The sequence below is a fragment of the Mycolicibacterium mageritense genome, from assembly GCF_010727475.1.
In the GTDB taxonomy this organism is placed as follows: domain Bacteria; phylum Actinomycetota; class Actinomycetes; order Mycobacteriales; family Mycobacteriaceae; genus Mycobacterium; species Mycobacterium mageritense.
This window is the reverse complement of record NZ_AP022567.1, coordinates 7,391,697-7,413,493: the sequence shown is the minus strand read 5'-3', so window position 1 is coordinate 7,413,493 and position 21,797 is coordinate 7,391,697. Positions and strand designations below refer to the sequence as shown.

Genomic DNA, 21,797 nt, shown 5'->3' with positions numbered 1-21,797 from the left:
CACAGATAACTCCTGGAGGGTGGCCATGCAGCGCTTCGTCGACAGCTCGGACGGAACCCGCATCGCGGTTTACGAACAGGGCGACCCGGACCGGCCCACGGTGGTGATGGCCCACGGTTGGCCGGACTCCCACGTGCTGTGGGACGGCGTGGTGGCAGAGCTCGGCGACCGCTACCGCATCGTGCGCTACGACAACCGCGGCGCGGGAGCCTCCGACGTGCCCAAGCGGGTTTCGGCGTTCACCATGGAGCGCTTCGCCGACGACTTCTCCGCCGTGATCGACGCCGTGAGCCCCGGGCGGAAAGTGCATGTGCTGGCCCATGACTGGGGTTCGGTCGGTGTGTGGGAGTACCTCAGTCGCGCCGTGGCTGCCGACCGGGTCGCATCCTTCACGTCGGTGTCCGGTCCGAGCAGCGACCACTACGGTGCGTTCGTCCGCGACCGGTTGGCCCGGCCCTACCGGCCGATCCGGTTCGTCAAAGCGGTCAACCTGGCATCGCGGTTCAGCTACTGGATCCCGTTCTCGGTGCCGGTTGTGGCGCCTGCGCTCATGCGCCGCGGCGCGGCGCGGCGCCTGCAGGCCATCGACACACCCGGCCGAAAGTTCCAGTCCGACAATCTCGACGCCGATGCGGCGAACTCACTGAAGATCTACCGTGCCAACGCAATTCGCTCGTTCACCCGGGTCCGGCGCGACCACTATGTGTCCGTGCCGGTGCAGGTGATCTGCAATGACAAGGATCCGGTGGTCCGTGGTCACGGCTACGACGACGAGTCCAAGTGGGTCGCCCGGCTGTGGCGGCGCGACCTGCGGGCCGGCCACTGGGCGCCGTTCTCGCACCCGCAGGCGATCGCGCGGGCGCTGACCGAACTCGTCGACCACCTCGAAGGTGCGCCCGCGGCGCGCGGCCTGTTGCGCGCGCAGGTGGGCCGGTCCCGCGAACCGTTCGGCGACACCTTGGTCTCGGTGACGGGCGCAGGCAGCGGCATCGGGCGCGCGACTGCGCTGGCCTTCGCCGCGCAGGGGGCCGAGCTGGTGGTCAGCGACATCGACGAGGCCGCGGCCAAGGACACCGCGGCGCAGATCGTCGCGCGCGGCGGAGTGGCCCACGCGTACCAGCTCGACGTCGCCGACGCCGACGCGGTGGAGCGGTTCGCCGAGCAGGTGTGCGCCGACCACGGCGTGCCGGACGTCGTCGTCAACAACGCGGGCATCGGCCACGGCGGCAAGTTCCTCGACACCCCGGCCGAGCAGTTCGACCGGGTGCTCGACGTCAACTTCGGCGGTGTCGTCAACGGTTGCCGGTCGTTTGCGCGGCGGCTCGTCGACCGCGGCACCGGCGGTCACATCGTCAACGTCGCGTCGATGGCGGCCTACTCGCCGTCGCAGTCGATGAACGCCTACTCCACCAGCAAGGCCGCGGTGTTCATGTTCTCCGACTGCCTGCGGGCCGAATTGTCCTCGGCGGGAATCGGTTTGACCACGATCTGCCCCGGAGTCATCGACACCAACATCATCGACACCACGCACTTCGACGTGCCTGCCGACCAGCAGGCGCAGGTCGAGCAGTGGCGCGCGCAGGCCAAGAAGGCCTTCACCGCGCGCCGCTACGGGCCCGACAAGGTGGCCAAAGCCATCGTGGCGGCCGTCGAGAAGAACACCGCGATCCGCCCCGTCACCCCGGAAGCCTATGCGGCCTACGGGGTTTCGAGGTTGGTGCCGTCGGTGCTCCGCCGCGCCGCGCGCGCGGGCTCGCGCTAACCGTTGGCTGCGACGTCCTCAAGGACCGCGAACATGGTCCGCGTCGGAACGCCCGTGCCACCCTTGGGGGTGTAACCCCACGGGCTTCCGGTGTTGTAGGCCGGCGCCGCGACGTCGATGTGTGCCCACTGGACGCCGTCTGCGACGAACTCGCGCAGGTACGTGCCCGCCACCAGCATGCCGGCGAAGCGCGACCCGCTGACGTTGGCCAGATCGGCGACCGTCGACTTGAGATCGTCTTTGAGCTCTTCGGGAAGCGGCATGGCCCAACCGTTTTCGCCGACCTCCTGCGACAGCGTCGCGACGCGGTCACGAAACTCGTCGCTGCCCATCACGCCGGGAGTGCGCGCTCCGAGCGCGACGGTCTGCGCGCCCGTCAGCGTCGAGGTCTCGATCAGGTAGTCCGGGTTGTCCTCGCACGCGCGCACGATCGCGTCAGCCAGGATCAACCTGCCCTCGGCGTCGGTGTTGAGCACCTCGACCGTGATGCCGCCGTACTGCGTGAGCACGTCGCCGGGACGCTGCGCGGTCGCCGACGGCATGTTCTCGGCCATCGGCACCGTCGCGATGACGTCGATCGGCAGCTGCCGCACCGCGGCCAGCACTACCGTGGCGATCACCGCGGCCGCGCCTCCCATGTCGGACGTCATGTGGTGCATGTTGGCCGCGGGCTTGATCGAGATGCCCCCGGTGTCGAACGTGATGCCCTTGCCGACCAGCGCGACGGTCTTGGCCTTCTTGTTCTTCGCGCCGCGGTGCGCTAGCCGCACCAGCCGCGGCGGCCGCGACGAACCCTGCCCGACGCCGATGATGCCGCCATAGCCCGCCTTCGCCAGTGCCTTGTCGTCGAGCACCTCGACGTCGAGTCCGTGTGCCTCACCCAAAGCCTTTGCGCGCTTGGCGAATTCGGCCGGGTACAGGTGGCTCGGCGGGGTGTTGACGAAGTCCCGGGCGGTGGCCACCGCGGTGGCGATGTCGACGGCGCGCTGGGCCTGTGCTTTCGTGGCCGCCTTGGCGTCGGCCGCCAGCGCCGTGATCTTCTTCAGGCCCGCGTCGGTCGGCGCGGTCTTGGCACTGCGGAAGTCGTTGAACCGGTACGCGCCCAGGATCAGGCCCTCGACGGCCGCCTCGAGATCGATCGCGGACAGCGACGTCACCACGACTCCGGTCTTGTCCAGCGAGCGGGCGGCCGCACCGGCCGCACGGCGGATCACGTCGGCGGGCCACGCGTCGCGCGGTTTGCCCAGGCCGACCGTCAGCACGCTGGCGACGGGCAGCGCAGGCACCACGAGTCGATGCACCTGGCCTTCGCCGCCGGATGCGCCGAGCGCCTGCAGGTTCGACTCGATCGCGGTGACCGCGTCGGCGTCGAGGAAATCGGCGCTGCCGATCACGACGGGTCCGGAATCGCCGGTCACGACGCCGACGACGAGCACGGCATCGGACACGCCGCGCCGCGGCAGGGACGAGCTGACAGTGACGGTGGGGGCCTGGTAGCCGGGTGCGCTGGTCATCCTGCTCACCCTAGTCAGCAACGTTCAGCTCAGCGCGTAGGCCGGGACCGGCTCGTCGAAGCCTTTCAGGGGCAACGGTTCCTGCATCACGGCAGGCCGGTCCGGCAGCGCGGCACGCAGCGCCGCCGACATCAGGATCCGGCCCGGCCCGGCGGCCGACACCAGCCGGGCCGCGAGGTTGACCGGGTTTCCGAAGTAGTCGCCGCTGATTGCGAGCACCGTGCCGAAGTCCAGGCCCGCGCGCACCTGCAGGTGCGCCTCGCGCGCCCGCGGGTGTTCGACGAGGTCGACCGCGACCTGCACCAGCGCGTCCGGGGTCGGCGCAACCCACATGACCTCGTCGCCGATGAACTTCACCACCCGCCCGCCTGCCGCGTGCACGACGTCGGAGCAGGTCGCGCTGAACTCGTTGAGCAGGGCCGAAAGCTGGGTCGTGGTCAGTATCCGGGTGAGCGAGGTGAAGCCCGACAGGTCGGCAAAACCGATGCCGCACACCACACTTGACCCTTCTTCTCGGACGACGTGCTCGAAGTACGCACGGGTGTTCATCAGGTGATGCCGGTGCACCGCGTCCGCCAGCGCGCCGATGCGCGGTACGAATGCCGCGGCCGCCCGGTAGGCCCGCGCCGTGGCGAGCTCGTTGTGCGAGTAGTCGAGCTGGACATCGGGGGAGCCGGCCCGCACGATCGACGAGATCGCCTCGGACTGGCGCGCCATGCCGGAGCCGATCACGCGCAACAGCCCCGTTGCGGCTTCTTCACCGACCACCGCACGCATCTCGGCCCAGGTCGCCAGTCCGTCGACGTCGGCCTGGCTCAGGGCGGGCACGTCGAGGCCTGCGACGGTCAGGCCCAGCGCGGCCCAGGCCCGCTGCACGTCGGCGATCGGCAAGCCCAGCGTCTCGGCGGCCGCGGCCAGGCTGTAGGTCGGCGGTCCCGACCACTGCAGTACGTCGCCCGCCAGGCCGAAGAGCCTGCCCCGGCGCTCCGCGTCGACCATCTCCTCGGCGGTGAACCCCAGCCCGGCGAGGTACTCGATCAGTGGCGCACGCCTGCGCGCGTCGGCGATCCCGGCCGCCTCCAGCGCATCGAAATCGACCACCGATCAAGTGTGGCAGGCCTCCGCCGCGATCAGGGCCGGGATTAGGGTGTGAGGTCGTGAGTGAGGACCTGCTGCACGGACCACTGGAAGACCGCCACCGCGAGCTGGGCGCCGGCTTCGCCGAATTCGGCGGGTGGCTGATGCCGGTGTCCTACGCGGGAACCGTCGCCGAGCACACCGCGACGCGCGAGACCGTCGGCCTGTTCGACGTGAGCCACCTGGGCAAGGCACTCGTGCGCGGTCCTGGCGCCGCGGCATACGTCAACGCGGCGCTGACCAACGACCTCGACCGCATCGGCCCCGGCAAGGCCCAGTACACCCTGTGCTGCAAAGACAACGGAGGCGTGGCCGGGGTTATCGACGACCTCATCGCGTACTACGTCTCCGACGACGAGATCTTCCTGGTGCCCAACGCCGCCAACACCGCCGCGGTGGTCGCCGAACTGCAGAAACATGCCCCTGCGGGCCTCACCATCACCGACGAGCACCGGTCCTATGCCGTGCTTGCCGTGCAGGGGCCGAAGTCGACCGAGGTGCTCGCCGCGCTCGGGCTGCCCACCGACATGGACTACATGGGCTATGCCGACGCCGAGTTCGACGGCGTGTTCGTCCGGGTGTGCCGTACGGGCTACACCGGCGAGCACGGCTACGAACTGCTGCCCGCCTGGGACCGCGCCGGGGTGGTGTTCGACGCACTGGTGGCGGCCGTGCGTGCGGCCGGGGGAGAGCCCGCAGGCCTCGGCGCCCGCGACACGCTGCGCACCGAGATGGGCTACCCGCTGCACGGCCACGAGCTGTCCTTGGACATCTCGCCGCTGCAGGCCCGCTGCGGCTGGGCGATCGGCTGGCGCAAGGACGCGTTCTGGGGACGCGACGCCCTGCTGGCCGAGAAGGAGGCCGGGCCCACGCGTGTGCTGCGTGGCCTCAAGGCGGTCGGCCGCGGCGTGCTGCGGGCCGACCTCGCGGTGCTCGACGGCGACACCCAGGTGGGTGTCACTACGTCGGGAACCTTTTCTCCGACTTTGAAGGTCGGGATCGCGCTGGCACTCATCGACACCGCGAGCGGAATCGCCGACGGCGCGCGCGTCACGGTCGACGTGCGTGGTCGCGCGGTCGAATGCGAGGTCGTCAAACCCCCGTTCGTGGCGGCGAAAACTCGTTAGCCTCGGGCTATACAATCGCTGTATGACTAGCGGCCTGCTCGAGTTCACGGTTTCTGCCAATGCGAACCCGGCGACCGATGCGGTACGCGAATCGATCCTGACCAACCCGGGGTTCGGCAAGTACCACACCGACCACATGGTGTCGATCGACTACACCGCGGGGCAGGGCTGGCACGACGCCAAGGTGGTTCCGTACGGCCCGATCGAACTCGATCCGTCGGCCATCGTGCTGCACTACGCGCAAGAGGTTTTCGAAGGGCTCAAGGCCTACCGGTGGGCGGACGGCTCGATCGTGTCGTTCCGCCCCGAGGCCAACGCGGCGCGGCTGCGGTCCTCGTGCCGCAGGCTCGCGATCCCCGAGCTGCCCGACGAGGTGTTCATCGAGTCGCTGCGCCGGCTCATCGCGATCGACGGGCAGTGGGTGCCCGCGGCGGGCGGTGAGGAGTCGCTGTACCTGCGGCCGTTCATCATCGCGACCGAGCCGGGTCTCGGCGTGCGTCCCGCCAACGAGTACCGCTACCTGGCCATCGGTTCACCGGCCGGGGCGTACTTCAAGGGCGGCATCAAACCCGTCAGCGTGTGGCTCTCGCACGAGTACGTGCGTGCCTCTCCGGGCGGCACGGGCGCGGCGAAGTTCGGTGGCAACTACGCGGCGTCGCTGCTCGCGCAGGCGCAGGCCGCCGACAACGGGTGCGACCAGGTGGTGTGGCTCGACGCCATCGAACGCCGCTACGTCGAAGAGATGGGCGGCATGAACCTGTTCTTCGTGTTCGGCAGCGGCGGTTCGGCGCGCCTGGTCACGCCCGAGCTGTCCGGCTCGCTGCTGCCGGGAATCACACGGGACTCGTTGCTGCAGTTGGCAACCGACGCGGGTTTCGCGGTCGAGGAACGCAAGATCGACGTCGACGAATGGCAGAAGAAGGCCGCCGCGGGCGAGATCACCGAGGTCTTCGCGTGCGGCACGGCCGCCGTCATCACCCCGGTCTCGCACGTCAAACACCGCGACGGTGAGTTCACCATCGCCGACGGCCAGCCCGGGGAGATCACCATGGCGCTGCGGGACACCCTGACCGGGATCCAGCGCGGCACCTTCGTCGACACCCACGGCTGGATGGCCCGGCTGAACTAGCCGGCCGCCAGGCCCACCGCGGTCACGGTCGTCGTCACCTCGACGACCGCGCCGAGCACGTCACCCGTGATGCCGCCGAACCGGCGCACACAGTGGGCGACCAGCAGCACCGAGAGGCCCACCGCGATCAGCACGACGACCGGTCCCTGCCACAGGCGGGGACCGGTCCACACTGCCGCCGCCGCGAGGGCGACCAGCCAACCCAGCACCACGGCGGCCGGCTGACTGCCCGCCACCGCGGCGCCCAGCGAACTGCCTGCCGCGGCGGGCACCGAGCGCCGGCACGCCGCGACGGCCGCCACGCGACCCGCCGCGACGGCGACCACGATCGCCGGCAGGCTCAGCTGTGCGAGCGCCAGGCTCTGGGCGCCGAGCGTCACCACGACGGCCGCCACACCGAACGGCCCCGCCGAACCGTCGCGCATCACCGCCAGCGCACGTTCGGGCGGCCCGTAACACCCCAGGCCGTCGACCGTGTCGGCGAGTCCGTCGATGTGCAGGCCGCGGGTCGCCAGCAGCAGCACGGCCACGGCCAGCAGGCCCGGGAGGGGATTGCCCGGCTCGAAAACCCGCTGGCCCACCCACACGACGCCGGCCGCGAGCGCGCCGAGCGCCACCCCCACCACGGGCAGCGCGGCCAGCGCAGAGCGCCCGACGCCGGCCGACGATTGCACCGGCAGCACCGTGCCGAACGCGAAAGCTGAAGCGAGCGAACGGATCATGGAGTGTTTTCGGAGATCCCGGCCTCGTCGAAGGTGGCCATCGATGCCAGTGTGGCCACCGCGGCACGGACCACCGGCAGTGCCACGGCCGCGCCGGTGCCCTCGCCGAGGCGCATCCCGAGATCCACGATCGGCTCCAGTTCGAGCCGCTGCAGGGCCAGGCTGTGCGCGGGTTCGGTGGAGCGGTGCCCGGCCTGCCACCACGCGCGCGCACCGGGGGCCAGCCGGTCGGCAACCAGGGCCGCGGCCGTCACCACCATGCCGTCGAGCAGTACCGGTGTACGCCGCATCGCCGCTTGCGCACAGAATCCGGCCATCGCCGCCAGGTCGGCGCCGCCGCAGACCCGCAGCAGGCCGACCGGATCCTCGGTCACCGTGCGGGCCCGGTACAGCGCATCGCGCACGGCAGCGGCTTTGCGCATCCAGCCGTGATCGTCGATCCCGGTGCCGCGCCCGATCACCGCGACAGGTTCGGCACCCGTCAGCGCCGCGATCAAAGTCGTTGCCGCCGTGGTGTTTCCGATCCCCATATCGCCCGCGATCAACAGGTCGGCCCCGGAATCGACCTCCTCGTCGGCGATCCGGCGGCCCGCCGCGATCGCGGCGACCGTGTCCGCTGCGGACAGTGCGTCCTCGCGCGAGATGTCACCGCTTGAGCGACACACCTTGTTGGCGCCGATCGCGGCCGACAGTGGCTCGTCGCAGTCGACGGCGATGTCGGCCACCCGGACAGTGGCACCGGCCACCTCCGCGATCACGTTGATCGCGGCCCCGCCCGCGTCGAAATTGGCCACCATCTGGCCCGTCACCGCCGACGGGTACGCCGAGACCCCGGCCGCGGTCACGCCGTGATCGCCCGCGAAGACCACCACGCGCGGCCGGCTGAACTGTCGCGGCGGGCACTCGCCCTGGCATGCCGCGACCCACACCGACAGGTCTTCCAGCCTGCCGAGCGAGCCCGGCGGCTTGGTCAACCGCGTCTGACGTGCCCGAGCGGCCGCGGCCGCCTCGGCATCCGGTGGCGCGACCGGGGCGAATTCCGGTCCGGATTCGGTCATTTCGGCTCCTTCACCGTGACCGGCTGGCCGGCCACCACGAGCACCACGCGCTCACACACCGCGGCCAGGCGCTGATTCACCGTGCCCAACTCGTCGGCGAAACGTCGTCCGGCCTCGGTCGCGGGCACGACCGTGAGCCCGACCTCGGGGCTCACCAGCACGAGCTCACCGGTGAAACCAGCGACAGCGCGGACGAGTTCGTCGACGTCGGCGTCGATGGGCGCCCCGCCCCAGGCCTCGCGCCGGTCCATGACCGCGGTGAGCCAGCCGCCGATGTCGTCGACGAGCGCCGCGGACGCGGGCGCTTCGGTCAGCTCGGTGGCCAGCTCGGCGGTCTCGACGGTGCTCCACCGCGCGGGACGACGCGCCCGATGGGCGGCCACGCGGGCCGCCCATGCCGGGTCACGGTCGGTGGTCGCACCGGTCGCGACGTAACGCACGGGCTCGGCCGCGCCGGTCGCCGCGGTGATGGCCGCCTCGGCCCACTGTGATTTTCCCGACCGGATCCCGCCGAGCACCAGGATGCGCACGCCGTCAGACCCGGATGACCGGACGCGGCATCAAGCGACCTTGTCGCCGCGGTTGACCATGGGCCGCGGAGCCCGCATGCGCCGGAGCTGCGAGGCCCGGCTCGACGCGTAGAACCCAAGTTTCCAACCACTTTCGGTGTTGCCGGGGAACTTCTCGTCGACCATGCGGTTGACCTTGCGGCCGAGCAGCAGGCCGTCGACGATCATCACCAGCACGAGGGCCAGCATCGCGTAGGACAGGATCTGCTGGAACTGCACCGCGGGCAGCGCCAGCATGAAGAAGATCATCGACAGCGCGGCGGGCATGAACAGCCCGAGCACGTTGCGGCGCGAGTCCACGATGTCGCGCACGTAGCGGCGCACCGGTCCCTTGTCGCGGGGGAGCAGGTAGGCGTCCTCGCCGGCCATCATCCGCTCCCGGCGGTCGGCCATGTCGGCGCGGCGCGTCAGCCGTTCGGCCTTGCGCTCTTCCTTGCTGAGCTTGGGGCCCTGCAGTTCCTTGCGCCGTTTACGGGCCTCGGCCGCGGTCAGCGGGGCGGGAGCCACCGGACCCCGGCGCCGGCTGGCCTCGCTGCGCTTGGGCGTCGGCCTGCCTTTGGGTGCGGTGGTACCGGTCTGATTGCTGTCAGCCGCGGTCTCGATACCGTCGTCGGCGGGTTCGTCGCCCCGGTCGGCGCCATCGTCGTCGTTCTTGCGGCCCAGCAGTTTCACGTCAGCCAGGTTACTGCCCGCACTGTGGGCGAAGCCGAAGGGCCCAGCCTGGGGATAACTCGGGAATAGCGGCAGAACAAGGTACCGTTGAGTTGGTGGATTCGCGGGCTCACCCGCGGGTTCGCCAGGAACTTCGGCATCAGCGATGCCCAGGAACGCTTTAGGGAGAGCAATGACTGTTCAGGACGCGACCGCCACCGAAACCCACGGTGTCACCCTGACTGACGCCGCGGCGACCAAGGCGAAGGCGCTGCTCGACCAGGAGGGCCGGGATGACCTGGCCCTGCGTATCGCCGTGCAGCCGGGCGGCTGTGCAGGCCTGCGTTACAACCTGTTCTTCGACGACCGGACCCTCGACGGTGACCTCACCGCCGAATTCGGTGGTGTCAACCTGACCGTCGACCGTATGAGCGCGCCGTACGTGCAGGGCGCGACCATCGACTTCGTCGACACCATCGAGAAGCAGGGCTTCACCATCGACAACCCGAACGCCACCGGCTCGTGCGCCTGCGGCGATTCGTTCAACTGAGCTTGACCTGGACCGCGCGGGCGGTCGGTGCTGAACGTCAGTACTGACCGCCGGTGCGCAGCACATACGAGCACACCAGGACGTTGTTGTCCTGCACGAGCAGCTGCGCGACGCCCTGTTGCTCGTCGTTTTGCGGGCGTTGACCCCGGCCTGCACCGTCCGCAGGCACCACCTTCATCGTGAACAACACCTGAGCCTGCGTGCCCGACCACGGCACGATCTTGTCGATGTTGGTCACCTCGGCCTGACTGAACTGCTTGCGGAACGCGTCGCTGGCCAGGCCGGCCACCGCCAGATCGGCCCGGCGCTCCTTCACCGCGTCGTACAGGCCGCACAGCGTGTGGCGTGCGACCGTCTCGTCGTCCCCGTTGGTCAGCGCGGTCAGATACTCCTGGATCGCTGATTTCGCGCGATCGGCGGACAGCACCGAACCCTGCGACGACGCCTTGCGGCCGGCGATGATCACCACCGTCACGACCGCGGCCAGCGCCGCCACCACCAGCACCGCGGCCACGATCTTCGGCCAGCGCCTGCGTGATTTCGGATAGGGCACCGGCGGCGGCAGCATCCCCGGGTACGCGGACGGCGTCTGCTCCGGGTAGGGCTGGGGCGGAACGGATTCGGGGTACTGGTAGGTACCAGTCATTAAGGGCGCTCCCCGCGATATGGAGGTGGGTCACCTGATCTATGGCGACCGGGCATACGGTTATACGCAGGTTAGCGCAAGCCGGGACGTGGGGCCGTGAGCGCTTGTGGCGTCAACCCGCGCGCGTAGCCTTACCTAGACGACTTAACGAAATGAAGGGTGACGCTTCGTGACCATCGCAGTTACCGGCTCGATCGCGACCGACCATCTGATGAAGTTTCCCGGCAAGTTCTCCGAACAACTGCTGGCGGACCACCTGCAGAAGGTGTCGCTGAGCTTCCTGGTCGACGAGCTGGTCATCCACCGCGGCGGCGTCGCGGGCAACATGGCGTACGCCATCGGCGTGCTGGGCGGCGACGTCACGCTCGTCGGCGCCGTCGGCAAGGATTTCGACGACTACCGCGGCTGGCTGACCTCGCACGGCGTGGACTGCGACAGCGTCCTCGTGTCGTCGACGGCCTACACCGCGCGCTTCGTCTGCACCACCGACCAGGACATGGCCCAGATCGCCTCGTTCTACCCGGGCGCCATGTCGGAGGCGCGCACCATCTCGCTTGCCGACCTGGTCGCGCGGTCCGGTAAACCCGAACTGGTGATCGTGGGGGCCAACGACCCCGAGGCGATGTTCCTGCACACCCAGGAATGCCGCGAGCTCGGCCTGGCCTTCGCCGCCGATCCTTCGCAGCAGCTGGCCCGGCTCTCGGGCGAGGAGATCCGCAAGCTCATCGACGGCGCCACCTACCTGTTCACCAACGACTACGAGTGGGATCTGCTGTTGCAGAAGTCGGGCTGGTCAGAAGCCGAGGTGATGCGCCAGATCGAGCTCCGGGTCACGACGCTGGGGGAGAAGGGCGTCGACATCGTGGGCCGCGACGGCACATTCGTTCACGTCGACGTCGTCCCCGAGACCCACAAGGACGACCCGACCGGCATCGGCGACGCCTTCCGGGCCGGGTTCCTCACCGGGCGCAGCGCAGGTCTGAGCCTCGAACGCGCGGCGCAGCTCGCGTCGCTCGTCGCGGTCCTGGTGCTCGAGGCGCCCGGGCCGCAGGAATGGAGCTGGGATCGTGACGACGCCGTGCGGCGGCTGTCCGAGGCGTACGGCGCCGACGCCGGCGCCGAGATCGGCAAGGCCCTCGGCGCGTAGCCCTAAAGCTGCACGGGGTAGTGCGGCTCCTTGATCTGCGGGGTCACGCTGTGTTCGACGAAGATGGCGTGCCACAGCATGAAGATCAGCATGGTCCACAACCGCCTGCTGTGATCGCTGACGCCGCCGCGGTGCTCATCGAGCATGGTGCGCACCGCGGCGAGATCCACGAGCTCACCGGCCTGTGACGAGCCGACCATCGCGTAGGCCCAGTCCAACAGCTCACCGGCGCGCAGCCAGTGCCGGATCGGGACCGGGAAGCCCAGCTTGGGGCGGTGCAGCACGTGGGCCGGGATGATCGGTTCGAGCGCCTTGCGCAACGCGAACTTGGTCGTCGACCGCGTGATCTTCGCGTCGACCGGAAGCCGGGACGCGACCGCGAACACCTCGGGATCGAGGAACGGCACCCGCAACTCCAGCGAGTTGGCCATGGTCACCTTGTCGGCCTTGACCAGGATGTCGCCGCGCAACCACGTGAACAGATCGGTGTGCTGCATACGCGCCACCGGATCCCAGCCCTGCGACGCCGCGTACACGGGCGCGGTGACATCGGTGTGGACCCAGTGCGGACGGAAACCCGGCAGCACGGCCCGCAACTGATCGTCGGAGAAACTGCGCGCATTGCCGTAATAGCGCTCTTCGAGCGTCAGCGAGCCGCGGTGCAGCAGGCTCTTGCCGCGCATGCCCTCCGGCAGCGGTTTGGACGCCTTGCCCAACGACTTGCGCACCGGGCGCGGCAGATAGTCGAACGGCTTGAGCGACAACGGCTCGCGGTAGATCGTGTACCCGCCGAACAGCTCGTCGGCGCCTTCTCCCGACAGCACCACCTTGACGTGCTTGCGGGCCTCGCGCGCGATGAAGAACAGCGGCACCAGGGCCGGATCGGCCACGGGCTCGTCGAGATACCAGACGATCTCCGGCAGGGCCTCGACGAACTCGGCCTGGCTGACCACCTTGGTGACGTGCCGGGCGCCGATTGCCTCGGCGGACGCCACCGCGACATCGACTTCGGAGAAACCCTCGCGCTCGAAACCGGTGGTGAACGTGATCAGCCGGGGGTTGTGCCGCATGGCCAGCGCCGCGATGGCCGTCGAGTCGATGCCCCCGGACAGGAACGCGCCGACCGTGACATCGGCGCGCATGTGCTTGGCGACCGAATCCTCCAGCGCGGCCGTGATCTCGTCGTACCTGGACTGCTCGCCGCCCGCCACGAACGGCACGGCGGCGAACTTCGGCACGAAATACCGGGTCACCTCAGGCGCCGCGCCCGGGCGGATCCGGGCGTAGCTGCCCGATTCGAGCCTGCGGATGCCCCGGTTGAGGGTCTCGGGCTCCGGCACGTACTGCAGCACGGTGTAGTGCTGCAGCGCCCGCGCGTCGATATCCAGATCGATACCGAGCGCCAGGTCCGGATTCTGCGCCAGATCCATCAGGCATTTCTTCTCGCTGCCGACCGCGGTGCCCCCTGGCCCGGTGGCCATGAACAACGGCTTGATGCCGAACGGGTCGCGCGCACAGAACAACTCGCGCGTCTCGGTGTCCCACAGGGCGAACGCGAACATGCCGCGCAGCCGACTCAGCGCATCGGCGCCCCAGTGGTGGTAGGCCGCGACGATGGCCTCGCCGTCGCCGTCGGTGTGAAATTCGGCACCGTGCTTGTCGCGGAGCTCGTCACGGAGCTCCAGATAGTTGTAGATCTCGCCGTTGAACACCAGCACGTAGCGATCCGGAGCGTCGGCCGGGCCCCACCGCAGCGGTTGGTGGCTGTGGGCGATGTCGATGATCGACAGCCGGTTGAAACCGAGTACGACGCTCGCGCCGTCCGGGCCGGTCTCGGCCCACGTGCCGGGCTCGTCGGGGCCGCGGTGCCGCATCAGGTGCGACGCCCCCGCCACCGCGTCGACGAGCCGGGTTTCGGCCTCGGGGGAGACCTCACCCTGGGCGGCTCGCGACGGGTCAGTTACCAGGGCCAGCAGTCCACACACCGCGCCAGTATGCCTGTTCGCCGAACATGTCGAGGTTTCACCCGACCCTTGCGTGAGTCGCTGCGCCGGCCGCCGCGCGGAACCCATTCCCCGGTCGCTTTCTCCCCGCGCACCGGCGTGGTCTACGCTGCGTAGTATTCGCTGAGTTGATGACCGCTCGCGGTCGAGTTTTACCGACTTCTAGGAGGCGCCAACGTGACACCTCGCGGGCTCCGGGTGGTGGCGTTGTCAATGGTCTTGGGCGGTACGGCCGTGCTGCTGAGCGGTTGCAGCTGGCAGGAAGTGCTTGGCCTGGGCTGGCCGAACGGCATCACGCCGGAAGGCAAACTGAACCGTGATCTGTGGCTCGGATCGGTGATCGCGTCGTTCGTCGTTGGCGCCATCGTGTGGGCGTTGATCTTCTGGGCCAGTGCCTTCCACCGGAAGAAGAAGACCGACACCGAGTTGCCGCGCCAGTTCGGCTACAACATGCCGCTGGAACTGGTGCTGACGGTCATCCCGTTCCTCATCATCTCGGTGCTGTTCTACTTCACCGTGGTCGTGCAGGAGCGCATGCTGCACAAGGATCCCAATCCCGAGGTCGTCATCGACGTCACGGCCTTCCAGTGGAACTGGAAGTTCGGTTACCAGAAGATCGACTACGCCGACGGCACATTCGATTACGACGGCGCCGACCCCGAGCGCAAGGCCGCGATGACCTCCAAGCCGGAGGGCACCGACGAGCACGGCAAGGAACGCGTCGGCGCGGTGCGCGGCCTCAACCCCGAGGACCGCACCTACCTGAACTTCGACAAGATCGAGACCCTGGGCAGCTCGACCGAGATCCCGGTGCTGGTGCTGCCGAAGGGCAAGCGCATCGAGTTCCAGCTCAACTCGGCCGACGTGATCCACGGCTTCTGGGTTCCCGAGTTCCTGTTCAAGCGCGACGTCATGCCGGATCCGGTGGCCAACCACTCGGACCACATCTTCCAGGTCAGCGAGATCCAGGAGACCGGCGCGTTCGTCGGGCGCTGCACCGAGATGTGCGGCACCTACCACTCGATGATGAACTTCGAGATCCGCGTGGTGGAGCCCAACGACTTCAAGGCCTACATCGATCAGCGGTCTGCGGGCAAGACCAACGCCGAGGCGTTGGCCGCCATCAACCAGGCGCCGCTGGCCACCACGACCGAGCCGTTCGACACCCGACGCGGTGAGCAAGCACCGCAGGCGAGCAAGTAGGGACGACACCTCATGCATATTGAAGCCCGGCTGTTCGAGATCCTGACTGCGTTCTTCGCCTTGTCGGCCGTCGTGTACGGCGTGCTGACCGCGATGTTCGCCACCGGTGGCGTGGAGTGGGCCGGCACCACCGCGCTCGTGCTGACCACCGGCCTCACGTTGATCACCGGTACCTTCTTCCGCTTCGTGGCCCGCCGTCTCGACACCCGGCCCGAGGACTACGAGGACGCTGAGATCAGCGACGGCGCAGGCGAACTGGGCTTCTACGCGCCGCACAGCTGGTGGCCGATCATGATCGCGCTTTCGTTCTCGACCGCCGCGGTGGGCACCGCGCTGTGGTTGCCGTGGCTGATCGTCGCAGGCGTGTGCTTCGTGCTCGTGTCCGTCGGCGGCCTGGTCTTCGAGTACTACTGGGGCCCGGAAAAGCACTGAGTTGCGGTTGGTCCCGATCGGCTGATCAAGGTCACAATCGGGACACCAGTCGACCCGCCACCGGCACCGCCGGGAACACTCTCGCCGTCCGGTTGGGTAATGTTGCCGGGGCACTGTCAGCTGCGAACAATAGGGTTCGCCCGGCGCGGCAGTGAAGCAGTCGAGAAGGATAGGCGTAGATGAGCGGGCCGGATCCCACTGAGCCGGATGCTGTCGGTTCGGATCTGCCGGATGACAAACCCGGTAGGCATTCCGCACCCGAACCTGAACCCGAGCACGATGAGCAGGCGCAGGTCGGGGCGCCCGAACCGCGCACCGGCGAAACCGAGATCTACTCGCAGGCGTACTCCGCGCCCGAATCGGAGCAGTTCACCAGCGGCCCATACGTTCCGGCCGACATCGCGCTGTACGACTACGACAGCTACGACCCGGCCAGTGAGCTCGCGGACGCGCAGAAGCCGCCACGCTGGCCCTGGGTCGTCGGCATCACCGCGATCATCGCGGCCATCGCGCTCGTCGTATCGGTGTCGGTGTTGGTGACGCGCGACGACAGCACCACCAACCTGGCGACGCCCGAGACCAGCACGACGCCTTCGACACCGCCCGTGCAGGACGAGATCACCACCACGACGGAGGCTCCGCCTCCGCCGCCACCACCCCCGCCGCCGACGTCGGAGGCACCGCCTCCGCCGCCACCACCGGAGACGGTGACGGTGACCGAGCCCCCGCCGCCCCCGCCCGCGCCCGCGCCGACATCCGAGGCGCCCCCACCGCCGCCCGCGACCACGACCCCGGCGCCGCCCACGACGACACGCTCGGGCCCGCGCCAGGTGACGTACTCGGTGACGGGTACCAAGGCGCCCGGCGACATCATCACGATCACCTACGTCGACGGCAACGGAAACCGCCGCACGCTGCGCAACGTCTACATCCCGTGGACGTTCACCATGACCCCCATCTCCAATTCGGACGTGGGTTCGGTGGAGGCCTCCAGCCTGTTCCTGGTGAGCCGGCTGAACTGCTCCATCACCGCGAGCGACGGCACGGTGTTGTCCTCCAACGCCAACAACTCGGCCCAGACAGCCTGCTGATGACCGGACCGCTGGACAGCCTGGACGGGACCGACCGGATTCTGCTCGGAGCCTGTGCCGCGGTCTGGCTGGCCGCGCTGGGTGCGGGCGTGGCCGCCGCGGTGGCACTCGTGGACCTCGGGCGCGGGCACGTGCAGAACGCGGACTCGGCGGATACGCCATGGCTGCTGTACACGATCATCGGGATCTCGGTCGTGGTCATCGCGGCCGCGGTTCCCCTGCTGCTCCGGGCCCGGGCACAGGCCGATTCGCGGCAACCCGCGAGCGGCGTCCTGCGTCCGTCTCAGCAGCCGCTGCCGCCGCGGCGACCGCTCGGCGGGCCGGGCGCCGGCGCCCCGGTCGTGGTGAGTGGCTATGGGCGCGACGAGAATTCGGCGACCGCGAAGGTCGAGCAGGTGTGGTTGCGCTACACCTTGGCGGTCGCGTGTGCCATGGGTATCGCCACAGCGGCGACCGGTATCGCGACCTATCTGATGGCAACCGACAGTGATGTCGCCGCATGGTGCCTGTACGGCCTTGCCGGCGTGGTCACAGCGGGCATGGTGGCGTTGCCCATCGTCGCGCTGCGTCAGCTCGATGCCGTGACCGCCTAGCTCCGACGGCGCGAGCGCGGTCCTATCGGATCGACACCGTGACACTGCCGTCGGCGTACCCGACGACCACGGCAGAAAGATCGGGTGCGGTGGCGTCTGCGCCCGCCACCTGACGAACCGTATGAGTGGTCGTCAGCGCCAGCACCCGTGCGCCTGCTCTCTTGCCCGCGCTGATCCCGGCCGGCGCGTCTTCCACCACAACGCACTGTGCGGCAGCGAAGCTCAACGCGGCCGCTACCTTGAGGTAGCCTTCCGGGCTCGGCTTGCCCGCCGAAACGTCCTCGGCGCATATCAGTGTCTCGGGAATGGGCAGCTGCGCGGCCGCCAGTCGGGCGGTCATCAGCGCCCGTTCGCCGGATGTGACCGCGGCCCACCGGCACGGCGGGAGCGCTTCGAGCACCACGTGAGCCCCTGGCAAGGCCGTGACGCCCGCAAGGTCCGCCGATTCCAACGCCTGCAGCCTGGCCACCGCCTCGGCTCGATGCCGCGGCGCGACGAAGTCGGCGACGGTGTCTTCGGTCCGACGGCCGTGGCAGACGCGCAGCACCTCTTCGGCGTCGACCTCATACTCGTGAGCCCATGTGCGCCACGACCGTTCGACGACCGGTGTGGAGTCCACCAGGGTGCCGTCGATGTCGAACAGGATCGCGCACGCATTCCATGTCACGTCAGCACTGTAGTTGCCGTCCGCCGGTCCCACGGTTTCCGTGCCCGACGGGCCCACCGGGGTAGGGGAGGGGACGTCCGGCAAAAGACGATCGCCGCAACCTCTCCGGGGAGAGGTTGCGGCGATCGCGTGAAACTGCCGGGGCCGGTCAGTGGTGGCCGTTGGTGTCCCCGTCGGTGTCGTGGATGCGGTCCTGGTGTTCTTTGAGGGCCGTGAGGGCGCGGTGCTCGGAGGCGTGGGCGGCCTCGGTGAGGGCGTCGTGTTCGACGGTGGGGTCGGCGAACAGGAAGCTGCCGGTGCCGGGGGCGCCGCCGGAGCCGAGCTTGTTCATGCGCTTGGGCAGTGGTGCGCCCTGGTATTCCAGGGGGATGGGGTGGCCGTGGTCGTCGACCGGTCCCAGCGGCTGGTGCAGCTCGACGTAGGCGCCGTGGGGCAGGCGTTTGATGATGCCGGTCTCGATGCCGTGCTCCAGGACCGCGCGGTCGCTGCGCTGCAGGGAGATGGCCCAGCGGTAGGCGATGTAGTACACGATGCCGGGCAGGACGACCATGCCGATGCGGCCGATCCAGGTGGTCGCGTTGAGCGAGATGTGGAACTTCAGGGCGATGATGTCGTTCATCGCGGCCAGGGTGAGCACCATGTAGAAGGCGATGGCCATGGCGCCGATCGCGGTGCGTACCGGCACATCCCGCGGCCGCTGCAGCAGGTTGTGATGCGCATCGTCACCCGTGACCTTCTTCTCGATGAAGGGGTAGGCGATGAGCAGACCGAAGACGCCGCCCATGATGACCGCGACCCAGACCACCGCGGGGATGGTGTGGCCGAACGGGTAGAACTCCCAGGCCGGCCAGATACGTGCCAGGCCTTCGGTCCACATCATGTAGAAGTCGGGCTGGCTGCCCGCGGACACCTGGGAAGGCTTGTAGGGGCCCAGGTTCCAGATCGGGTTGATGGTCAGCAGACCACCCATCAAGCCGAGCACGCCGGTGATGAGGGCGAAGAACGCACCCGACTTCACGGCGAACACCGGCATGACGCGCACGCCCACCACATTGGTCTCGGTACGGCCCGGGCCGGGGAACTGCGTGTGCTTCTGGAACCACACCAGCGCCAGGTGCGCGCCGATGAGGGCCAGGATGATGCCCGGAATCAGCAGGATGTGCAGTGCGTAGAGACGCGGGATCAGGATCTCGCCGGGGAAGTCCCCACCGAAAAGCGCCCAGTGCAACCAGGTTCCGATGACCGGCATACCGAGGGTGATCGAGGACAACGCGGCGCGCAGGCCGATGCCCGACAGCAGGTCGTCGGGCAGCGAGTAGCCGAAGTAGCCCTCGAACATCGCCAGGATCAACAGCAGCGAACCGATGATCCAGTTGGCTTCACGCGGGCGGCGGAACGCGCCCGTGAAGAAGATGCGGGCCAGGTGCACCATGATCGACGCCGCGAACATCAGCGCCGCCCAGTGGTGGATCTGCCGGACGAACAGGCCGCCGCGGACCTCGAAGCTGATGTCGAGCGCGGACTCGTAGGCCCGCGACATCTGCACACCCCGAAGCGGTTGGTACACACCGTCATAGGTGACGTGCGCCATCGACGGATCGAAGAACAACGTCAACCACACACCGGTGATCAGCAGCACGATGAAGCTGTAGAGGGCGATCTCACCCAGCAGGAACGACCAGTGGGTGGGGAACACCTTGTTCAGCTGCCGGCGCACCGCCGCCGACGGGTGATACCGCGAGTCGATCGCATCGCCTTGTGCGGCTGCGATCTTGGCAAGGTCAGGGCTCATGATTTGCGCTCCCAGAATGCCGGTCCGACGGGTTCGATGAAGTCACCATTGGCGACGAGGTAACCGTCCTTGTCGATGGTGATGGGCAGCTGGGCCAACGCGCGTGCCGCCGGACCGAAGATCGGCTTGGCGAAGTGCAGCGCGTCGAACTGCGACTGGTGGCACGGGCACAGGATGCGGTAGGTCTGCTGCTCGTACAGCGACGAGGGGCAGCCCAGGTGCGAGCACACCTTGGTGAACGCGAACAGCTCACCGAAGTTGAAGCTTTCCTGTCCCTTGCGCTTGACCACCTTGGGCATGTCGGCAGGCTTGATGCGGATCAGCATGACCGGGTTGCGCACACCCATGGCGATCTCGGTGAGGTGGTGCTCCGACTCGACGGTGGTGCCGTCGCCGTCAGATTCCCGCCACGGGAACACGGTCTCCATGCCGCCTGCGTCGATGTCCTCGGGCCGCATCTTGACAAACGGCGACGAGCCGGGCCTGCCGGTCGCGCGGGCCAGGTAGATGGTCTCGCCGTGGAACCGCGGGGTCCAGCCCGACGTCCACAGCACGGCCTTCTTGCCCTCTGCGGTGGGCACCACGGGCTTCCACGGGTTCTTGATCAGGCCGCCGATGAAGGCGACCAGCGTGCCCGCACCGAACGCACCGAGGCCGATGCCGAGCGACAGGCCGATGACCTTGCGGCGCTTGAGGGTCGAACCTTCGAGAGCGTCGGTGAGGTTGGCCGCGACGGTCTTGCGGTGCAGCTCGGAGGAGCGCCCGTCGTGACGGTCCTGGACCGAGATCTCCTCGGGGATGAACTTCTTCTGGAACAGCACGGCACCGACGCCGATCGACAGGATCGACAGGCCGAAGGTCAGGCCGTACAGCGGCGTGGCCAGCGAGTAGAGGAACTCACCCTCTGAGCCGAACGGCTTGTACTCCCACGGCCAGAACAGGAACACCAGCAGCAGGGCCAGGCCCGAAAAGCCGCCAAGCAGAAGCCAGTACGCCACCACGCGTTCGGCGCGCTTCTCGGCCTTGGTGCCGGAGATGGGCCAGCGCGGCTCCTTGAAGATGGTCTCGACGCCGTCGATCTTGCCGCCGAGTTCGACGAGCTCCTCGCGCGACATCTCCGTCAGTTCAGCGTCGCTGGGAGTCTGCGGGGTGTTGTCGCTCATGCCCGTGCTCCGATCCACATTGCGATACCGATGGCAGCGACCATGCCGATGATCCACATCGCCATGCCCTCGGGCGCGGGGCCGAAGCCACCGAGGCCGTAACCGCCGTAGCTGGGGGTCTCCGCCGACTCGCGGACGTAGGCGACGATGTCGCGCTTCTCCTCGGGGGAGAGCTGGCGGTCGGAGAACTTGGGCATGTTCTGCGGACCGGTCAGCATCGCGGTGTAGATCTGCTGCGGGTTGGCGTCGCCGAGATCCGGGGCGTACTTGCCGGAGGACAGTGCGCCGCCCTTGCCGGTGAAGTTGTGGCACGACGCGCAGTTGAGCCGGAACAGGTCACCACCGCGGGCCACGTTGGAGCCCATCAGCGACTCCTGGGCGATCTCGCCGTTGGCGTCACGCACGACCGTCGGGCCGCCGCCGTTGGCCTGCACGTACGCGCCGAGCGCATCGATCTGCGACTCGTCGAAGTGTTCGGGCTTCGACGGGGCCTGAGCCTCGCCGCGCATCGCGGGCATGCGGCCGGTGGACACCTGGAAGTACACGGCCGCCTCGCCGGTGCCGATCAGGCTGGGGCCGCGGTCCGGCACACCCTGCAGATTGGCGCCGTGGCACGACACGCACGAGGTGTCGAAAAGCTGCTTGCCGGTGCGCAGCAGGGCCGACTGCGATTCATCGGCGACGGCAACCTGCGGTGTCGGCGTGAGCGTTGCCGCAACACCACCCGCGACTGCCAGGCCGATCAACAGCAGCAATCCTGCTGACAATCGCCGGCGTAGCCGACGGCGCGACTTGCTGGTCATCGAACTCCTTCTCATCGAACTCATCGGCGAGGCGATTA

Annotated in this window: 21 protein-coding genes; 9 read left to right on the top strand and 12 right to left on the bottom strand. The window is 68.7% G+C overall.

The genetic code is table 11. The features are described from left to right. Positions 1–25: 25 nt before the first annotated feature. Positions 26–1,762, top strand: coding sequence for an SDR family oxidoreductase (locus tag G6N67_RS35850; protein WP_036439012.1), 1,737 nt, complete (start codon positions 26–28; stop codon positions 1,760–1,762). Here G6N67_RS35850 and G6N67_RS35845 read toward each other — a convergent pair. Together G6N67_RS35845 and G6N67_RS35840 are read right to left on the bottom strand one after the other, a co-directional pair. Next, complete coding sequence (locus tag G6N67_RS35845; RefSeq protein ID WP_036439014.1) at positions 1,759–3,276, bottom strand: leucyl aminopeptidase; 1,518 nt, start codon at positions 3,274–3,276, stop codon at positions 1,759–1,761. The two genes, G6N67_RS35850 and G6N67_RS35845, sit on opposite strands and share 4 nt — an antisense overlap. 24 nt (positions 3,277–3,300) lie before the next feature. Then, complete coding sequence (locus G6N67_RS35840) at positions 3,301–4,377, bottom strand: adenylate/guanylate cyclase domain-containing protein (protein WP_036439016.1); 1,077 nt, start codon at positions 4,375–4,377, stop codon at positions 3,301–3,303. Between the two features lie 56 nt (positions 4,378–4,433). Here G6N67_RS35840 and gcvT point away from each other — a divergent pair, with 56 nt between their 5' ends. Then, on the top strand, positions 4,434–5,540 hold the full coding sequence (gene gcvT / locus G6N67_RS35835; RefSeq protein WP_036439017.1) for a glycine cleavage system aminomethyltransferase GcvT: 1,107 nt from the start codon (positions 4,434–4,436) through the stop codon (positions 5,538–5,540). 22 nt (positions 5,541–5,562) lie between these two features. After that, a complete protein-coding gene (locus G6N67_RS35830; protein WP_036439019.1) occupies positions 5,563–6,669 on the top strand; it encodes a branched-chain amino acid aminotransferase in 1,107 nt (368 codons plus the stop codon). Here G6N67_RS35830 and G6N67_RS35825 read toward each other — a convergent pair. The 4 genes from G6N67_RS35825 to G6N67_RS35810 are packed head-to-tail and all read right to left on the bottom strand — an operon-like array spanning position 6,666 to position 9,690. Beyond that, positions 6,666–7,391, bottom strand: coding sequence for an adenosylcobinamide-GDP ribazoletransferase (locus G6N67_RS35825; protein ID WP_036439020.1), 726 nt, complete (start codon positions 7,389–7,391; stop codon positions 6,666–6,668). The two genes, G6N67_RS35830 and G6N67_RS35825, sit on opposite strands and share 4 nt — an antisense overlap. After that, positions 7,388–8,449, bottom strand: coding sequence for a nicotinate-nucleotide--dimethylbenzimidazole phosphoribosyltransferase (cobT, locus tag G6N67_RS35820; protein ID WP_036439022.1), 1,062 nt, complete (start codon positions 8,447–8,449; stop codon positions 7,388–7,390). The genes G6N67_RS35825 and cobT overlap by 4 nt, the downstream gene beginning before the upstream one ends. Continuing rightward, the gene (gene cobU, locus G6N67_RS35815; RefSeq protein WP_036439024.1) at positions 8,446–8,979 is read right to left on the bottom strand and encodes a bifunctional adenosylcobinamide kinase/adenosylcobinamide-phosphate guanylyltransferase; all 534 of its coding nucleotides are present in this window, start codon (positions 8,977–8,979) and stop codon (positions 8,446–8,448) included. The genes cobT and cobU overlap by 4 nt, the downstream gene beginning before the upstream one ends. Positions 8,980–9,009: 30 nt before the next feature. Next, positions 9,010–9,690 carry a DUF3043 domain-containing protein gene (locus G6N67_RS35810; protein ID WP_036439026.1) on the bottom strand — a complete coding sequence of 227 codons (681 nt, stop codon included), beginning with the start codon at positions 9,688–9,690 and terminating at the stop codon, positions 9,010–9,012. 172 nt (positions 9,691–9,862) lie between these two features. Here G6N67_RS35810 and G6N67_RS35805 point away from each other — a divergent pair, with 172 nt between their 5' ends. Continuing rightward, on the top strand, positions 9,863–10,219 hold the full coding sequence (locus G6N67_RS35805) for a HesB/IscA family protein (RefSeq protein WP_036439028.1): 357 nt from the start codon (positions 9,863–9,865) through the stop codon (positions 10,217–10,219). A gap of 37 nt (positions 10,220–10,256) precedes the next feature. Here G6N67_RS35805 and G6N67_RS35800 read toward each other — a convergent pair whose 3' ends face one another. Then, the gene (locus G6N67_RS35800; protein WP_036439030.1) at positions 10,257–10,865 is read right to left on the bottom strand and encodes an Rv0361 family membrane protein; all 609 of its coding nucleotides are present in this window, start codon (positions 10,863–10,865) and stop codon (positions 10,257–10,259) included. A gap of 169 nt (positions 10,866–11,034) precedes the next feature. On the opposite strand from G6N67_RS35800, the gene G6N67_RS35795 reads away from it, so the two are divergent. Beyond that, positions 11,035–12,012: a carbohydrate kinase family protein gene (locus G6N67_RS35795; RefSeq protein ID WP_036439032.1), complete on the top strand. Its 978-nt coding sequence runs from the start codon at positions 11,035–11,037 to the stop codon at positions 12,010–12,012. A 2-nt stretch (positions 12,013–12,014) separates the two neighbouring features. Here the strand turns inward: G6N67_RS35795 and asnB are convergent, their stop codons facing one another. Next, on the bottom strand, positions 12,015–13,997 hold the full coding sequence (asnB, locus tag G6N67_RS35790) for an asparagine synthase (glutamine-hydrolyzing) (RefSeq protein WP_036439033.1): 1,983 nt from the start codon (positions 13,995–13,997) through the stop codon (positions 12,015–12,017). A 231-nt stretch (positions 13,998–14,228) separates the two neighbouring features. Here asnB and ctaC point away from each other — a divergent pair, with 231 nt between their 5' ends. From ctaC to G6N67_RS35770, 4 genes are all read left to right on the top strand, one after another. Beyond that, positions 14,229–15,218, top strand: coding sequence for an aa3-type cytochrome oxidase subunit II (ctaC, locus tag G6N67_RS35785; protein WP_370466156.1), 990 nt, complete (start codon positions 14,229–14,231; stop codon positions 15,216–15,218). A gap of 12 nt (positions 15,219–15,230) precedes the next feature. Then, a complete protein-coding gene (locus G6N67_RS35780; RefSeq protein WP_036439039.1) occupies positions 15,231–15,650 on the top strand; it encodes a cytochrome c oxidase subunit 4 in 420 nt (139 codons plus the stop codon). A 179-nt stretch (positions 15,651–15,829) separates the two neighbouring features. Further along, complete coding sequence (locus G6N67_RS35775) at positions 15,830–16,741, top strand: MmpS family transport accessory protein (RefSeq protein ID WP_163642427.1); 912 nt, start codon at positions 15,830–15,832, stop codon at positions 16,739–16,741. After that, a complete protein-coding gene (locus G6N67_RS35770) occupies positions 16,741–17,334 on the top strand; it encodes a DUF2561 family protein (protein WP_036439042.1) in 594 nt (197 codons plus the stop codon). The genes G6N67_RS35775 and G6N67_RS35770 overlap by 1 nt, the downstream gene beginning before the upstream one ends. Before the next feature lie 22 nt (positions 17,335–17,356). Here G6N67_RS35770 and G6N67_RS35765 read toward each other — a convergent pair whose 3' ends face one another. The 4 genes from G6N67_RS35765 to qcrC all read right to left on the bottom strand — a co-directional run bounded on the left by G6N67_RS35765 (position 17,357) and on the right by qcrC (position 21,759). Continuing rightward, the gene (locus G6N67_RS35765; RefSeq protein ID WP_036440429.1) at positions 17,357–18,001 is read right to left on the bottom strand and encodes an HAD-IA family hydrolase; all 645 of its coding nucleotides are present in this window, start codon (positions 17,999–18,001) and stop codon (positions 17,357–17,359) included. A gap of 148 nt (positions 18,002–18,149) precedes the next feature. After that, positions 18,150–19,793, bottom strand: coding sequence for a cytochrome bc1 complex cytochrome b subunit (gene qcrB / locus G6N67_RS35760; protein ID WP_036439044.1), 1,644 nt, complete (start codon positions 19,791–19,793; stop codon positions 18,150–18,152). Further along, positions 19,790–20,956, bottom strand: a complete 1,167-nt coding sequence (qcrA, locus tag G6N67_RS35755; RefSeq protein WP_036439046.1) for a cytochrome bc1 complex Rieske iron-sulfur subunit — start codon at positions 20,954–20,956, stop codon at positions 19,790–19,792. Before qcrA ends, qcrB begins: the two co-directional genes overlap by 4 nt. Then, positions 20,953–21,759, bottom strand: coding sequence for a cytochrome bc1 complex diheme cytochrome c subunit (qcrC, locus tag G6N67_RS35750; RefSeq protein WP_036439047.1), 807 nt, complete (start codon positions 21,757–21,759; stop codon positions 20,953–20,955). The genes qcrA and qcrC overlap by 4 nt, the downstream gene beginning before the upstream one ends. Between the last annotated feature and the right edge of the window lie 38 nt (positions 21,760–21,797).

Excerpts from the sequence above, each read along its gene's own strand:
- G6N67_RS35850 (WP_036439012.1), top strand. The coding sequence starts at position 26 with ATGCAGCGCTTCGTCGACAGCTCGGACGGAACCCGCATCGCGGTTTAC.
- G6N67_RS35845 (WP_036439014.1), bottom strand. The coding sequence starts at position 3,276 with ATGACCAGCGCACCCGGCTACCAGGCCCCCACCGTCACTGTCAGCTCG.
- G6N67_RS35830 (WP_036439019.1), top strand. The coding sequence starts at position 5,563 with ATGACTAGCGGCCTGCTCGAGTTCACGGTTTCTGCCAATGCGAACCCG.
- G6N67_RS35825 (WP_036439020.1), bottom strand. The coding sequence starts at position 7,391 with ATGATCCGTTCGCTCGCTTCAGCTTTCGCGTTCGGCACGGTGCTGCCG.
- cobT (WP_036439022.1), bottom strand. The coding sequence starts at position 8,449 with ATGACCGAATCCGGACCGGAATTCGCCCCGGTCGCGCCACCGGATGCC.
- G6N67_RS35805 (WP_036439028.1), top strand. The coding sequence starts at position 9,863 with ATGACTGTTCAGGACGCGACCGCCACCGAAACCCACGGTGTCACCCTG.
- G6N67_RS35800 (WP_036439030.1), bottom strand. The coding sequence starts at position 10,865 with ATGACTGGTACCTACCAGTACCCCGAATCCGTTCCGCCCCAGCCCTAC.
- ctaC (WP_370466156.1), top strand. The coding sequence starts at position 14,229 with ATGGTCTTGGGCGGTACGGCCGTGCTGCTGAGCGGTTGCAGCTGGCAG.
- G6N67_RS35780 (WP_036439039.1), top strand. The coding sequence starts at position 15,231 with ATGCATATTGAAGCCCGGCTGTTCGAGATCCTGACTGCGTTCTTCGCC.
- G6N67_RS35775 (WP_163642427.1), top strand. The coding sequence starts at position 15,830 with ATGAGCGGGCCGGATCCCACTGAGCCGGATGCTGTCGGTTCGGATCTG.
- G6N67_RS35770 (WP_036439042.1), top strand. The coding sequence starts at position 16,741 with ATGACCGGACCGCTGGACAGCCTGGACGGGACCGACCGGATTCTGCTC.
- qcrB (WP_036439044.1), bottom strand. The coding sequence starts at position 19,793 with ATGAGCCCTGACCTTGCCAAGATCGCAGCCGCACAAGGCGATGCGATC.
- qcrA (WP_036439046.1), bottom strand. The coding sequence starts at position 20,956 with ATGAGCGACAACACCCCGCAGACTCCCAGCGACGCTGAACTGACGGAG.
- qcrC (WP_036439047.1), bottom strand. The coding sequence starts at position 21,759 with ATGACCAGCAAGTCGCGCCGTCGGCTACGCCGGCGATTGTCAGCAGGA.